This is a genomic window from Bacillus cereus, from assembly GCF_007678085.1.
Taxonomy (GTDB): domain Bacteria; phylum Bacillota; class Bacilli; order Bacillales; family Bacillaceae_G; genus Bacillus_A; species Bacillus_A cereus_BE.
This window is the reverse complement of the sequence record NZ_VEDW01000012.1, coordinates 11920-26798: the sequence shown is the minus strand read 5'-3', so window position 1 is coordinate 26798 and position 14879 is coordinate 11920. Positions and strand designations below refer to the sequence as shown.

Below are 14879 nucleotides of genomic sequence, written 5' to 3'. Positions count from 1 at the left end.
AACAATTCTCATTGGTTTGGTTTTCACCAATTTAGCTGTCGCTTGATGGATATGGTTATTTCGGATACTCGTAATTTCCCTAGATAACCGCAGGTGCTCAGTTTTAGCTTTTTCATATCCGGCAGACTGAATTTTCACACCTTTTTTAAATCTCCTAGACATATCTCTTTGTGCTGATTTTTTCCTTTTCAAAAGCTTTTTAACCTTGGCATCTTTGTTTATATTTCGTTCTTTCATACCATTAGAAGCTACAAACAGTTCTTTTAAACCAACATCCACACCAATCGACTCATCGGTTAGTTCTTGTGATTCAAAGTCTTCTTGGAACCCTACACTAATCCACCAGTGACGACCGTCAAATATAACTCTTGGATTGGATGGTTTTTTGTTTCTTGGTAGTTGTTGGCTTGTTTTCACTTCTCCAACGGACTGAATATGAACTACTTTCTTTCCTATAATCAGTCTTTTATAATTGGCATAAAATCCTTGGATTACATCTTTTTTGGATTTATAAGAAGTGTGATAACCATTTTTGTACTTTTTGAACGAATTTTTTCTCGCCGTATCAAAATCTTTTGAAGCCTGTTTGGGAACTTGTGCGTTGATGTCATGTAACCACTCATATCTCTTTCGCTTCTTAATCTTTGTAAATCGTTTCTGTAAAGCTAACTGTGAAACAGATTTTCCAAATAGCTTATAATATCTATCACTCATTCTTTTACAATAGTTATAAGCGAATCTTGCAGCTCCAGCATGGTTTCTAAGCACTTTTTCTTGTTCAGGCGTTGGAATTAGTCTGACTTTCTTCGCCAATATCATCAGAATGTAACTCCTTTAATGAAAGATTTGTTCTTCTGAATCGTAGCGTGTTCCACCAGCATTCTCCTGAGACTACTCGGATGCAAACCTGTTAATTCTGATACTTGACTAACTCGTGAAAATTTCATTATTATTCTCACCTCATTGAACCTAACATAGCACGTACGTTCGATGTTTTCAATGAAGTTTGATAGATTTAATAAAATTTATCTTGTTCAACTAAGGGCGCAATTCCTTAGCCAGTTCTCTTATGAACTTCTCATATTTTCACATGAGCGCAGACTATATGTTTATCTACTTAAAGATAGAGGATTTTTCCACCACCATAGGCTTGTGGTGTACTCTCGTCAGTTATACGAGATAGTCGTTGAACGTTCATCTTATCCATTTTGACTTAGATGATTCGAGGCGGAAGACCCATTGTTCTAGTGTTTAGGATTTAACCTTGCACCATCTAATTGATTTTTTCTGCTTTCGCAACATTCACGCTCACCATTTCTAGCCACGTTGTAGTTCAATCAGCTTTAGGGATTGCCCGCAGTTAACCCTCACTACTAGCCAATCACTTGACTAGCAGGGCTTACTGATATATTTAATTAACTTTCGTTATAATTGGTTAAATAAATCGTAACAGTTAGTTACCCTTTCGGCGCATATTCTATTTCATTTCCCTTTACGCCTCTTTGAGACCATAAATGTTCTATTTGTTCTGTAGATAATTGATTACTTTTCTTTAACTGTACAATCTTTTTTTGGTAACTTTCCAAACTTGTCTTAAATCGATCAAACATAAGTGGCTTTACGATATAATCTGTTACTCCGCCTCGTAAAGCGTGCCTCACTACATCTGTTTCTGATGCAGCTGTAATCATAATAATATCTGTATCATGCAAATTCTGCCTAATATATGTGACAAGTTCGGTTCCTTGCATATCAGGTAAGTACACGTCTAATAAAACGAGCTGTGGCTTCACGAGCTCTAGCCATTCTTTCGCTTGTTCTCCAGTCGTTGCTGTTCCAATTACTTTAAATCCCTCAATCTTTTCTGTAAAACGACGATGAATATCCGCAATTCGAATATCATCTTCTACAATCAATACTTCAATCTCCTCACCCATTACAATTCACCTCTCTCTTTTGGTAATGCAATAATAAATAATGCACCACCTAAATCCCCTTTTTCGATTGCAATACTTCCATTTAAATCTTCTACTAACTCTTTCACTTTTGCTAATCCATATCCTCGCTTCCCGCCTTCTTTCGTCGAGAAGCCTTTATAAAATATGCTAGTAATGACTTCATCATGAATCCCTGGTCCTGAATCTTCCACTTCAATTACTATTTCTTCTCCAATATCAGTTACAAACATCCTGATCTTCTTATCATTCTCTTCATTTCTTTCAACTGCTTCAAATGCATTCGTAATTAAATTCCCTAAAATAGAAACGACGTAATTACTCTCAATATGCGGGCTTAATTTATCTAAGCTACTTTCTCGATCTAGCATAAAATCAATCTTTAACTCTCGCGCTCTATTATAGAATCCAATTAAAATTCCACCTAACCATGGATTTTGAATTCGCTTCATAATAAATTGAACAAAATCTTGATATATCGCTGTTTCCTTATGAATAAGTTCTAAAGCATCTTCGTATGATTCTAACTGGATAAGACCTGAAAGCGTATATAACAAATTGTTATATTCATGCGTTTGCGCTCGTAATGCCTCTGTATATTGCTTCGTCTGGGATAACTCTGCTGTTAACTGATCCATTTCAGATTTCAAACGTAAACTCGATACAACACCAGTTACTTTATTTTTCACTTTAATAGGTAGACGGTTCGCAATAACAGCCTGCCCTTTTATATTTAATTGACGATCAAACTGTTCTTCACCAGTTTGAAGTACATCTAGTATCGTTGAATTAGGAATTACATCTAAAACAAATTCTCCAATAATATTTCGCTGTTCATCTAGCGAAAGAATATCATAAGCTGCTTGATTGACTAAACTAATCATGCCATTTTGATCAATGACAATAATTCCTTCACGTACAGATTGAATCACTGTACTATGCTCTTCATATAAAGATGAAATTTCTTCTGGCTCCATTCCAAACATCATTCTTTTTATACTTCCCGCTAAATATATAGAACCAATTATCCCGATTAAAAGACCTATTACTGTAATCCAAAATACACGCTTTCCATACACTTCTACCGCTCCATGAATATCATCCATTGAAAATCCAACAGACACCACGCCTATAATTTCATTTTCTTGATTACGGATTGGAACTTTACCGCGTAATGAAGGGCCTAATGATCCAGTTGCTTTCGAAACATAAGATTTCCCTTCCAACAGAACTCCTTTATTATCTCCACCAACCATCGCTTCTCCTATTTTATCTCGCTTAGGATGTGCATATCGAATCCCCTCTTTATTTCCAACTACAATAAAATCAGCATCTGTATCAATTCGAATTTTTTCTGCAATTGGCTGAATGATAGAAGCTGGGTTTTCTTTTTGAAAAGCTTCCGTTATTTCAGGTATAGCCGCAACTGTTTTCGCAACATGCAAAGCCCGTTTCCCAATTTGCTCTTCTACCGTTTCAGACAATATGTAATAAAATAAATAACTTGTTAATAGAAGTACGACTAGAATAAGTGTACTAATTGTTATTGTAATTCTCGGTTGTAGTTTTAATTTTTTCAATTTCAAAACCATTCCCCTTACATGATTAAAGATAGAATTTAAAGAAAATACAGTTTTTTATAATTTCACTTAATCATAACATGGTTTCTATATTTCTTTCTTTTTCTCTTCATAAAAAAAGAAACGAAGTACAATTACTACCTCGTTTCTTAATATTTTTATTACACTTTAAACTTCCCAATCATCTCTTGTAATTCTTCTGCCATTTGCGATAAATGAACTGCTGCTGCATTGATTTCATCTACTGAAGCTAATTGTTCTTCTGAAGAGCCGGCAATATTTTGAACACTTGCTGCATTTTCTTCAATCGTAGCTGCAATTTCATTAATAGATGCACTAACTTGTTTTGCATCTACTGTCATTTGTTTCGCTACTTCTACCATACTATCAATTTGTACAACTGTATCATCTGTAGACTTCAATATTTCAGCAAAGCTTTGCTTCGTTTCATTTGCAACTACAAGTCCTGATTGTACTTCTGTCCCAACTTGCTTCATAGAGCTTACTGTTTCTTTTATGTCAAATTGTATCTCTTTTACTAGTTTTCCAATTTCCGTAGAAGACTGTCCTGATTGTTCTGCTAACTTTCGCACTTCATCTGCTACAATTGCAAATCCTCTTCCTTGCTCTCCAGCTCTTGCAGCCTCAATTGCAGCATTTAATGCTAGTAAATTTGTCTGCTCTGCAATATGTTGAATCACCTCAAGGATTGCTCCAATTTGTTTCGATTTATCATCTAACAACACAATCACTTTATCTGATTGTGAAACAGACTCATGGATTAATTGCATTTGATTCACAGTTTGTTCAACTAACTTCCCACCATCTTCAGCCTTTTTCTTCGTATACATAGATGCTGTGGATACTAATGAAGAACTATCTGCAACACGCTGAATTCCTTCTGTAACTTCTTCTAATAATGTTGCGCCTTCTTCAACTTCTTTCGTTTGTATTTCCGCCCCGCTCGACACTTGCTCTATCGCTTGTGTAATTTGTTCCGTCGCTTCACTCGTCTGCTTCATGCTAGCTGTTAATTCTTCTGAAGATGCCGCTACATGACCTGCTGAAGTATTTATATTGGAAATAACCGCTTGCAATGATGCTGCCATCTCGTTAAAGCTTTCTCCTAGCTGTCCAATTTCATCTTTAGAATGAACTGTAATGGATTCTGTTAAATCGCCTTCACTAATTTTTTTCGATGATATAACAAGTTGTTTTAATGGATTGATAATAGAAGCAATGATGAAGTAAATTAAAATCCCGCCAATTATTAATGAAATACCAATAACAGTTATCGTTTTATAGAAAATAGGGTTAGCTGCTTCGATAATTTCTTTTGAAGGCATAATTCCTGCTATTTTCCATCCAGTCTGCTTATTTGTTATAAAGGTAATATTGCGATCATCACCATCAAGTTTGAATTTAAAATCACCTGTTTCCTGTTTGTATAATTCTTTCTCTAGTTTTTCTTCTATTTTGTTACCTGGCTTCAGCGTCGGGTGCGCTATTACATTTTTAGATTGGTCGAAGATTGCTACATATCCTTTTTTGCCGATATTGACCATTTTCGAAGTTGTTACTATATCATTAATAATTAAATCAATACCGAGAACACCACTTTTATCCTCATTTTGTTTTGCTATTGTAATAACAATATTCCCTGTTGTCGTTGATTTATAGGGAGCTGTGATCACCACTTCTCCGCTTTTTTTCGTTGCGTCTTTATACCAATCTCTTTCTGTAGGATTATACCCGTCTGGCATTTGAATAGATGGTGATTGAATAAATTGTCCAGTACTAGATCCCGTATAAATCGCTTCTATTTCCGGATGTAATTTATTATATTCTTCTAATTTATTTTGCACATTTTGGTGCTGATCAGTTCCATAACTTACTCCATTAAATAACTTTGTAAAATATACTGCGTCTACCTTTTTACTGTCTATCTCTTTGTTAATAACATTGTTTAAAATCTTTACGTTATCTTGCGCTGATTGTGAAATCGTTTCATTAAAGTTTGTCTTCGCTTGTTGATAAGACGTCCAACCAATTACAATACTTGGAAGAATTAAAATGATAACAAATGATACAAGTAACTTTGCTTTTAAGCTACTACTCCTTAATTTCCCTTGAAACATATTTCTACCCCTCCATACCGTTTTAAATGTAATTGTCTTACATTTAATTTCTTTATATAAATCATACGATTAAAATGTATCAATACGACTCTCTATCTCTTTCTCTATTGAAGAGTTGATACATACCTTTTTCATTCTATATAATTTATATAATTAAAACAATATATAAAAATGTATATTATTCGAAATATTACAATTCACAGAAGAACCTCTAGTATCTCACTTACTAGAGGTTCCTCCCGCTTTACTATTCTTTATCCTTTGCTACTTCTTTTTTTTCATCTTCTACTACAGATACAACCGGTTTATCGTTTGATAATTGTTGTACTGCTCCTTTTCCAGCAAATCCTTCTAATAGCTCTTTTAAATCAATGCCAGAAGAAGCTTTTAACGTTTCTTGCATTGTTGCCATTAAATCAGTCGCATAACCTGCAACTTTTCCAGCGCCGCTATTTTTACCACCGCCGCCTGTATCGACAACTGTAATTTTATCAATATTGCTAAGTGGGCTTGCAAGTTCCTTCGCATAACTTGGAAGCATTTTAAGAACCATATCCATAATTGCCGCTTGACCATATAATTCAAATGCCTCTGCAATTTTTTGTTTCGCTTCTGCTTCTGCTAAACCTTTTAATCTAATAACATCTGCTTCCGCTGTACCTTGTGCTTTTTGTACTTCTGCTTTTGCTTGACCTTGCGCTTTTTCGATTTCCGCCTTCGCTAAACCTTCTACACGTACTTCTTCTGCACGAGCTCTCGCTTCAGCTTCAATCTTATATTGATCCGCATCTGCCTTTTTAATTTGTTTTACTTTTTCTGCTTCCGCTGATTGCTCAACAGCATAGCGATCTGCATCTGCTTTTTTCTTTACTTCTGCATCGTATTGCTTCTCACGACGCGCAATCTCTTTTTCTTCTAATTCAATTTGTTTCTCACGCTCAATAATTTTAACGCGCATTTGCTCTTCTGTAACACCTTGTTGTGCTTTCGCTTGTTGTAATTCGTAAGAAAGATCCGCGTCTGCTCGAGCTTGTTCTTGCTCTCTCTTATAAGATTGTACTTTTAACTCTTTATGTTTTTCAGCTTCAGCGATTTGGGCATCACGTTGATATTCAGCTTCTTTCGCTTCTTTCTCAGCACGAGCTTTCTCAATCCGAGCTTCTTTTTCACGCTCTGCATTCGCAATAGTTGCATCACGCTTAACTGTCGCAATTTGCGGCTGACCGAGTGCATCTAAGTAACCGTTCTTATCCATAATTTCTTTAATTGTAAAGGAAACGATGCGAAGACCCATCTTCTTTAAATCTGTAGACGCTACTTCATGCACCTTTTGAGCAAATTGCTCTCTATTACTATACGCATCTTCTACTGTCATAGAAGATAAAATCGCACGTAAATGACCTTCTAAAACTTCTTTTGCTTCTATCTTTAACTCTTCTGTTTCTTTTCCTAAATATTGTTCAGCTGCTGTAGAAACTTCTTCAATGGTAGATCCCACTTTAATAATAGAAACACCATTTACTGTAATCGGAACACCTTGCTTTGTATACGTATCACGTGTACCAACTTCTAATTTGTAGTTTAATAGACTTAAAGGCTCTGCTCTTTGCATAATTGGAACTACGAAAGTACCGCCACCGCGAATAATCTTAATCTTCTTTCCATCATCAGTGGTAACTACATTTTTCCCGCCACCAAGCCAGTTCCCTGTAACAATTAATGCTTCATCTGGTCCAACTGTTCGATACTTTGTAATGAATACTAAAATGAGTAGAATTAAAATTGCGAGTAATACTCCACCGATAATTAATGGAATCGTCATGTAAATTCCCCCTTATAATTTTGGTTTCTTTAAAGAATAAGCGATGTTCTGTACAAGCAAAACACCATCTTGGACTCCCTCGATAATAACTTCAGTTCCTTGTGAAATATCTTTCTTCCCAACTGTTTTAGCTAGGATTGCATTGTTTCCAAATTGGGAGGAAATTAATACTTCACCAAACCCTTCTGTAGGAATTGTCGTAATGACTTCTCCCTTGCACCCTATGAATTCATCCATACGTTGTACAGTATTTTGTTCTGCTTCTGCAATCGGCTTTAAAATTAGTATTTTCATTATGAATACACCAATAAAGGATACAGCACATGCAGCCCCGAAAATAAGAATGCTATTAAAGGAAAATAAATATTCTCCTATATAACTAAGTCCACATAACATGGCGAAAAAACTAAGTAATAAGGTAACAACGGATACCGATCCGCCTCCAAAACTAAATATGGATTCAAATATATCTCCAAAAAAGATATAAATCACAGTGAGTATAGTAGCAATAATAAATCCATATAAATAAATTGTCTCAAGTGGATAACCAAACAAAACCATTTCTTATCCCCCTCTCTTAAACAATCCTTTTTTGTTATGTGTATGCCCCACCTCTTCCAAAGATTATTGTTCTTAATTTTCAGTTATTTACCCTTTAAAGAAACGCCTGTAAGACAGGCCTCTAAAAAAGAACAGGAGAAACCTATTGTGACAGGCTCCTCCTAGTAAATAACCGATATATTATATATCTATATAATATACTATTTTCCACAAAAAGTAAAGTTAAACATACATTGGAAAAACACTTATTTGACTGATAATTCGTACGTTCCATCGCCATTATCATATTTATATACATACAAATAATACTTACCTGGTTTTGCATTAAATTTTGTCTCTATATGACTTCCATTAGTTTGACCGTAAGCTGCATAATTTTGCATATCTGATTCATGGTGAAGCACCCATGTCATCCCGATTCCATACTCATTTAAAACGGAAATATCGATATCTTTTGCTGATGCTACATTAAATGTATAAACATCAGTGTGATCTCCGCCGATAAGGCTACCTTTTATAGTAGTGTTTAGCCCAATATGATTCGCTTCCTCTGGACGATTATTTGGTTCTAATTCCGTTAAACTTCCATCTTTAATCGTGACCGTTGTTTCGCTACTGCTCTCTTCCCCTTTATCATCTTTTACTAGTAAAGCAACTTTGTAAGTTCCTTCTCTTTCATATGCATGTACTGGATTAACCTCTGCACTTGTGCTTCCATCTCCAAAGTTCCATAAATAAGAAACGATTGTTCCATCTTCATCTTTTGATCCATCACTTTTAAATTGAATACCTTCTTTTATAAGGCCATTATAAGGGCCATTTATAGTAGCCGTTGGAGCTTTATTTTCTCCGTCATCTTTTGCAATACCGTGGAAGACTACATCATATTCAAATTGCTTCGAGCTATTCACACGGTAATTGACGAAGTATGCTGTAACAGTTTTGTAGCCACTCCATTCTTTTTGTGCCAGTTGTTCTAGAGCATCATTTACTCTTTTGCTCATTGCTTTCCAATCTTCTGACTCACCTTTTGTTACATTGCCTGTAAATGTGCCTTCCAGTGTAAATGTATTAAAGAATTGGGAGCTATGTTTTGTCATTTTTGCATCTTTCACCGGTAACGTTTCACTAATTTCCTTCTCTACTGCTGTTAGTGATTTCGGTGCATGTTCAGCTAAATAATCATCTGCTACTTCCGGTACATTATATTTATCTTGATTATCGATTAGCTGCTGCATATACTCTTGATACTCTTTATTTAGTTTAGAGTCTTTACTTAAATTCTCACGATAAGCATCATAATTTTTCACGTCATTTGCACGAATTAAATCTTGAATTTTATCAAATGTTTCAAATTGATGTGTGTATAGATAAGATTGCAATGCGAACGAGTAATTATAGAAATCCCAAGAACCATATTTAGCAAATAGTGTGCGCTCTGCTGTATAACGGCTTGCAGGATCAGATGATAATCCACTAATAATGCTCTTTCTCGGTACTACATTATTTGTACGAGTAGACCCTGCGAAAAATTCAGCATTCCCTTCTTGGAACCAAGTTAATCTCTCATTTTGATACATATCTCCTCTTCCAAATAAACCTGGCACTTCAAATCTGCCTTGAAGATAATGAGTAAACTCATGACGGAATAATTCTTCTAAACTATAAATGCTTTGTTCTGGCGTACGCTCATATGTAAAGAATGTTCCTGTTTCTTCAATATAAATTCCACCGTTGTTTGTTTCATATCCATACAGTTGTCTATTTAACTGATACTCCTCTGGACTGTTATAAATCACTATCGTTAATACATCATCTGCATTGCCTGGCTCTAACGCTTCGTCATTTCCAATTACACGATGATACTGCGCTTTTACTTCCTTCGCAGCCCAGTATAGTCTCTTAATTTTTTCTTCTGATACTTTATCTCCAGTTTTAAACACGATAGATCCATCATCGAATGTGTATGTTTTTGGTAAGTACTGTTCTTTTCCTTCTTTACGTATTTTCTCTAAATCTACTGTATTCCCGCTATAATCTTTTCCATTATAATTTGTTGTAATTTGTTCTACTGCAACAAAATATGGCTCACTTAAACGCGGGTACATATGCATTGCTTGTGTAACAACCTCTAATCCTTTATTTGGATTACTATGAAACTTTCCTAAACGACTAGCAAAATAAATTCCATTATTAACGAGCCACTTATTTTCTGGTGTTATTTCATTTAAAAGAGCGATACGATTTATTTCATTAATAAACCCATCTACTTGCCCATGCCACATTGTATCTTTTGCCTCTTTACGAGTTTCAAATAAATAAGATTGCATATCATAATCAATACCTTGCATAAGATCGTATACAGCTTGTCCTTTCATACGATCGTCTACATACGTACGAAGATTATCATTGTATTGTTTTAAAATATTAGCTGCGTATTGAACCGTTTCTACATCACTTGAAGCATTGCTGATTAATTTACCGTATGCAGATATGACTGAATCTTGCTCATATGTACCGAGCTTAAAATTTGGATTTGTTGCGATTGCTTTTAAAGCAGGTAAACATTTATCTTGGAAGCTTCTTTCATTTAAATCGCTTAATTCATTATTATAAAATGCAAGATAAAAAGCTGATCGTAACACTTCCGTAAACGTTTGAATTCCTTTTGAATCATCTTTCGTAAATGTACTACCTCGATGAGCTAATTCATCTATAACTACTTGCATTTTCCCTTTGTCTTTATAAAAAGCCTGTGCATCTTCATTGAACTGGAATAAGTCTGTAATTTGGTTCCACTTAATACTTCCTAGCGTTTCAACTAATTCTTGATTACTCATTTTGTTTAAATCAGCCATTGAATAGCTGTCTTTAATTTGCCTTACTTCTGGACTCTTCATAATAGATGCTGGTCGCTGCGAAAAGTCTCCTACTTTTAACCGTTCTTGAAACGATAATGTTTCATCAACTTTTGAAATATGTCCCACTTCATCTATTGGCTTTTCAATTCCAACCGGTTTTGTTTTCAACACATTATACGGTACTTTTTCTTCCGCTGATACATAGGTTTGAAATGCCCCTAACGATAGAGCCATTGTACTAATACTAAGCATAACTTTATTGATCTTTGTTTTCTTGTTCATATCATTGCCCCCTATTTAAATATTCCCTTGAAGAACTTAACATAAAATATAGATATAACAATATAAAATGCAATATTTCATATTATTTCTTCCTATATTTTGTACATATCGTGAACGCCCTTGCCTTTGTCTAACCTCCAATAATTCTGAATCTATAGCGATTAAACTCTCCTTTTACACACGATAAAAATCGAATTTTTTGACAATTAAACCTTTAATTGTTATGGTTAATATAATTGTTAACTTTATTAAACAAGGGTGGGATTCTATGATAAAAAAAGAAAACAGTGTATTTTATATCTCCATCTTGCTAACAACATTATTCATCATATGGGGAATTACCCCGGCAAGTTGGATACAAGGCTATGATTTACAAAGTGTTACATCTTCCTTAAACTCATTTATCCTCAATAAATTTGGATGGTTTTACTCTCTACTTATGACCGCAATGATTATTTTAGCTACTTATTTAGCATTTTCTAAGTACGGTTCTATTCGTCTTGGTAAAGATGGAGAAAAACCAAAATATAGTTATCCATCTTGGCTATCCATGTTGTTTGGAGCAGGAATGGGGATTGGACTCCTCTTTTATGGAATCGCTGAACCGATTTCACATTTTACAGATCCATTAACAGGAAAAGCAGGTACAGAGGAAAGCGCCAAGCTCGCGATGCAATATTCATTTTTCCACTGGGGTCTCTTTCCATGGTCACTATACGCAATGGTTGCTTTAACAATTGCATATTTCACATTCCGCAAACAAAAAGGTAGCACAATTGGGGCTACAGTTACTCCCTTATTTAATCGATCGAAAAATTCTCCTATCGGAAAAACAGTCGATATTTTAGCTGTTTTAGCCACAGTATTCGGTATTGTGCCATCTGTTGGGATTGGTGCTCAACAAATCGCCGGAGGATTAAGCTATTTATTCCCTTCTATTCATAACACTTTACTTACACAACTCGTACTTATCGCCATCTTCGCTGTTTTATATTTAACAAGTGCACAAACAGGCTTAGATCGTGGGATTAAATATTTGAGTAACTTAAATTTCTCTCTTGCAGGTATATTACTCGTCTCCTTTTTAGTTTTAGGACCAACTGTATTTATTATGAAATATTTCACTTCTACACTCGGTTCTTATATCGGAGCTTTACCTAGTATGGGATTAAATTTAGGCGCATTTAATGAAAAATCTTCTTCTTGGATTGAAAACTGGACTATTTTCTATTGGGGATGGTGGATCTCTTGGTCTCCATTCGTCGGTACATTCATCGCCCGTATTTCTAAAGGACGCACAATAAAAGAATTTATTTTTGGAGTTGTATTAGTCCCAACTCTTATCTGTACATTTTGGTTTGCAGTATTTGGCGGTACCGCTATCCATATGGAAATGTTCCAATCGCTTGGCATAGCTGATGAAATCGCAAAAAATGGTACAGAGATTGGATTATTTGCTGTTATTTCACACCTACCGTTCTCTACATTTTTAACAATTATCGGGTTAATTTTAGTAGCCACATTTTTCGTTACTTCTGCCGATTCGGCAACATTTGTTGTTTCAATGCAAACGAGTAACGGAAACTTATCACCGAAAAATAGTTTAAAACTTATATGGGGCTTAACAATCGCGATAATTGCAGCTATTTTATTACAAGCTGGAGGGTTAAATGCACTACAAATTGCAGCTATAATTGCAGCACTACCATTTTCTATCGTAGTCGTTCTTATGGTTACTTCTCTCTTTAAAGAACTGCGAAAAGAAGATGTTAATTCGCAAACGAAAGAAGTTCCGCAAAAAATAAAAAAGGTTATGTAAAGATTAGCACCTCTTCTAAAAGAAGAATTCGGTTCTCAAATTAGTCCTGAATCCATTATTACGGAAGGCGGCAAAGTAAATTAAAAAAAACCCATTCGTATGAAATATACTTTTCATACGAATGGGTTTTTTTACTCTATTATATAGTGTTGTAAACATGCTTTCTCCTCAAAACCTACTTTCTTGTATAGCTTCATCGCACGATCATTATTCTTATTTAAACATAGTTCTATCTCTCTCATCCCTTGGAACGAGAAAATATACTGAATAGCAGCTTGTAATAACCGCTCTCCGACACCTTTTCTTCTACTATTTTCAGCGGTTGCAATAAATTCGATATTCGCTTCTTGAAACTCTGGATTTACTTCCACATATACGTAACCTTCTAACTTCTCATTCTTCATACTTACAAATAATTTATTCGTATCACTTAAACGTTCGATAATTTCATTTCCTTCATAATATGTATTAGGAAAAACATTATTGTGTAAAGAGATAAACTGCTCAAATACTTGTGGTAAAGCTTCTTCTACATTGCAAATACTACGTTCTTCCACAATATTATAGCTTAAACTGAAAATACTATGTCTCTCTTGTTCTTTTGCATGTAAATCCTCCATTAAGCGGGCACAATTATTATTTTCCACATTATAAAAACCATACAACTTCTCAATATGAAAAGGCATCTTTTCGATAAGTTCCTTCCACATATGTAAAGCAACTTCTTCCCAATTTCCTGAAAGAATAAACGGTCCCCAAATTTCTGCACACTTTTTTACTTCATCCACATCAAATCCTAATACACCTATTAAATTATGATTCTCATAAGTAGCAACAAAAGATTGTTCCCATCCTATATCCGAAAAATCATGGATAATTGTCTGTAACAACTCCTCTTTCTCGTCTCCGCAATAGCCAACATGATGCGTAGCGTCTTTATTTACGGTTGCAATAAATGATGCAATCTCTTCAACCTTTAAAATAGTACTGACATACATAACCTCTCCTCCTTCTCTAATACATTCACACTTTTTCCATTTATATCCTTTTTAAAAAAGACATTATCATAAGCATATTTCAAAATGAAATTGCCATAATAATGTCTTCTCCAAAAAACATATAATCATTTTACGTTATAATAAAATAAAACGTTTTTATTTCTTAAATAATCTCTTTCTAAATACAAACATACTCAGTGCTGAAAGAACTAATGCTAGGCCACCAAATAAAGATACATTATTTTCTTGTCCTCCTGTTGCTCCTAGCGATTTTTTACTTTCTTCTTGTTTATTAATAGCTGGTTTATTTTCTTTCACGTTTTGATTCTCTGCTACTTTTTCTTCCACAACCTGATTATTCACGTTTTGTTCTTGAACTACTGCTGATTGATTTACTGCGTCTTTTGAACCTTCACTTCCTTTTCCTGGTTCTTTTACTTCTTTTGATCCTTCAACTCCTGTTGTTGGCTCTTTCACTTTTTCTTTCGATTCTTCAACTCCTGTTGTTGGCTCTTTTACTTCTTCTTTCGATTCTTCAACTTCTTTTGTTGGTTCTTTTACTTCTTCTTTTGATTCTTCAACTTCTTTTGTGGGCTCTTTTATTTCTTCTTTCGGACCTTCAACTTCTTTTGCTGGTTCTTTTACTTCTTCTTTCGGGTCTTCAACTTCTTTTACCGGCTCTTTTACTTCTTCTTCCGATTCTTCAACTTCTTTTGTTGGTTCTTTTGGCTCTTCTTTTGACTCTTCAACTTCTTTTGACGGTTCTTTCACTTCTTCTTTCGGTCCTTCAACTTCTTTTGTTGGTTCTTTTACTTCTTCTTTTGATTCTTCAACTTCTTTTGTTGGTTCTTTTACTTCTTCTT

Annotated in this window: 9 protein-coding genes and 2 pseudogenes; 1 reads left to right on the top strand and 10 read right to left on the bottom strand. The window is 34.7% G+C overall.

All coding sequences use genetic code 11. The annotated features are described in order from the left end of the window. The 8 genes and pseudogenes from FS742_RS26750 to colA all read right to left on the bottom strand — a co-directional run. The coding region (locus FS742_RS26750) for an RNA-guided endonuclease InsQ/TnpB family protein (RefSeq protein WP_144616386.1) at positions 1–819 on the bottom strand (819 nt) is incomplete at its 3' end. A gap of 641 nt (positions 820–1460) precedes the next feature. Then, positions 1461–1937: pseudogene (locus FS742_RS26745) on the bottom strand (response regulator); the annotation flags it as partial. Further along, positions 1937–3547 (bottom strand): ATP-binding protein, encoded by a 1611-nt coding sequence (locus FS742_RS26740; protein WP_472924385.1) that lies wholly within the window; start codon positions 3545–3547, stop codon positions 1937–1939. The gene FS742_RS26740 and the pseudogene FS742_RS26745, both read right to left, overlap by 1 nt. A 149-nt stretch (positions 3548–3696) precedes the next feature. Further along, complete coding sequence (locus FS742_RS28325; RefSeq protein WP_375368719.1) at positions 3697–4557, bottom strand: methyl-accepting chemotaxis protein; 861 nt, start codon at positions 4555–4557, stop codon at positions 3697–3699. Positions 4558–4635: 78 nt separating this feature from the next. Then, positions 4636–5673, bottom strand: a pseudogene (locus tag FS742_RS28320) (HAMP domain-containing protein); the annotation flags it as partial. Between the two features lie 247 nt (positions 5674–5920). Then, positions 5921–7495, bottom strand: coding sequence for a flotillin family protein (locus FS742_RS26730; RefSeq protein ID WP_087955485.1), 1575 nt, complete (start codon positions 7493–7495; stop codon positions 5921–5923). 12 nt (positions 7496–7507) lie between these two features. After that, a complete protein-coding gene (locus FS742_RS26725; protein ID WP_144616380.1) occupies positions 7508–8056 on the bottom strand; it encodes an NfeD family protein in 549 nt (182 codons plus the stop codon). A 245-nt stretch (positions 8057–8301) separates the two neighbouring features. Then, positions 8302–11199: a collagenase ColA gene (colA, locus tag FS742_RS26720; RefSeq protein WP_144616379.1), complete on the bottom strand. Its 2898-nt coding sequence runs from the start codon at positions 11197–11199 to the stop codon at positions 8302–8304. A gap of 268 nt (positions 11200–11467) precedes the next feature. On the opposite strand from colA, the gene opuD reads away from it, so the two are divergent. Continuing rightward, entirely contained in the window at positions 11468–13018 is a 1551-nt protein-coding gene (gene opuD / locus FS742_RS26715; RefSeq protein WP_144616377.1) for a glycine betaine transporter OpuD, read from the top strand. Between the two features lie 131 nt (positions 13019–13149). Here opuD and FS742_RS26710 read toward each other — a convergent pair whose 3' ends face one another. After that, positions 13150–14016 carry a GNAT family N-acetyltransferase gene (locus FS742_RS26710; protein ID WP_144616375.1) on the bottom strand — a complete coding sequence of 289 codons (867 nt, stop codon included), beginning with the start codon at positions 14014–14016 and terminating at the stop codon, positions 13150–13152. A gap of 156 nt (positions 14017–14172) precedes the next feature. After that, a partial coding sequence (locus tag FS742_RS26705) for an LPXTG cell wall anchor domain-containing protein (protein ID WP_144616388.1) occupies positions 14173–14879 on the bottom strand: 707 nt, incomplete at its 5' end.

What these genes read in the sequence shown, in the direction of transcription:
- colA (WP_144616379.1), bottom strand. Translation starts at nt 11,199, where the DNA reads ATGAACAAGAAAACAAAGATCAATAAAGTTATGCTTAGTATTAGTACA.
- opuD (WP_144616377.1), top strand. Translation starts at nt 11,468, where the DNA reads ATGATAAAAAAAGAAAACAGTGTATTTTATATCTCCATCTTGCTAACA.
- FS742_RS26740 (WP_472924385.1), bottom strand. Translation starts at nt 3,547, where the DNA reads ATGGTTTTGAAATTGAAAAAATTAAAACTACAACCGAGAATTACAATA.
- FS742_RS26710 (WP_144616375.1), bottom strand. Translation starts at nt 14,016, where the DNA reads ATGTATGTCAGTACTATTTTAAAGGTTGAAGAGATTGCATCATTTATT.
- FS742_RS26730 (WP_087955485.1), bottom strand. Translation starts at nt 7,495, where the DNA reads ATGACGATTCCATTAATTATCGGTGGAGTATTACTCGCAATTTTAATT.
- FS742_RS26725 (WP_144616380.1), bottom strand. Translation starts at nt 8,056, where the DNA reads ATGGTTTTGTTTGGTTATCCACTTGAGACAATTTATTTATATGGATTT.
- FS742_RS28325 (WP_375368719.1), bottom strand. Translation starts at nt 4,557, where the DNA reads ATGAAGCAGACGAGTGAAGCGACGGAACAAATTACACAAGCGATAGAG.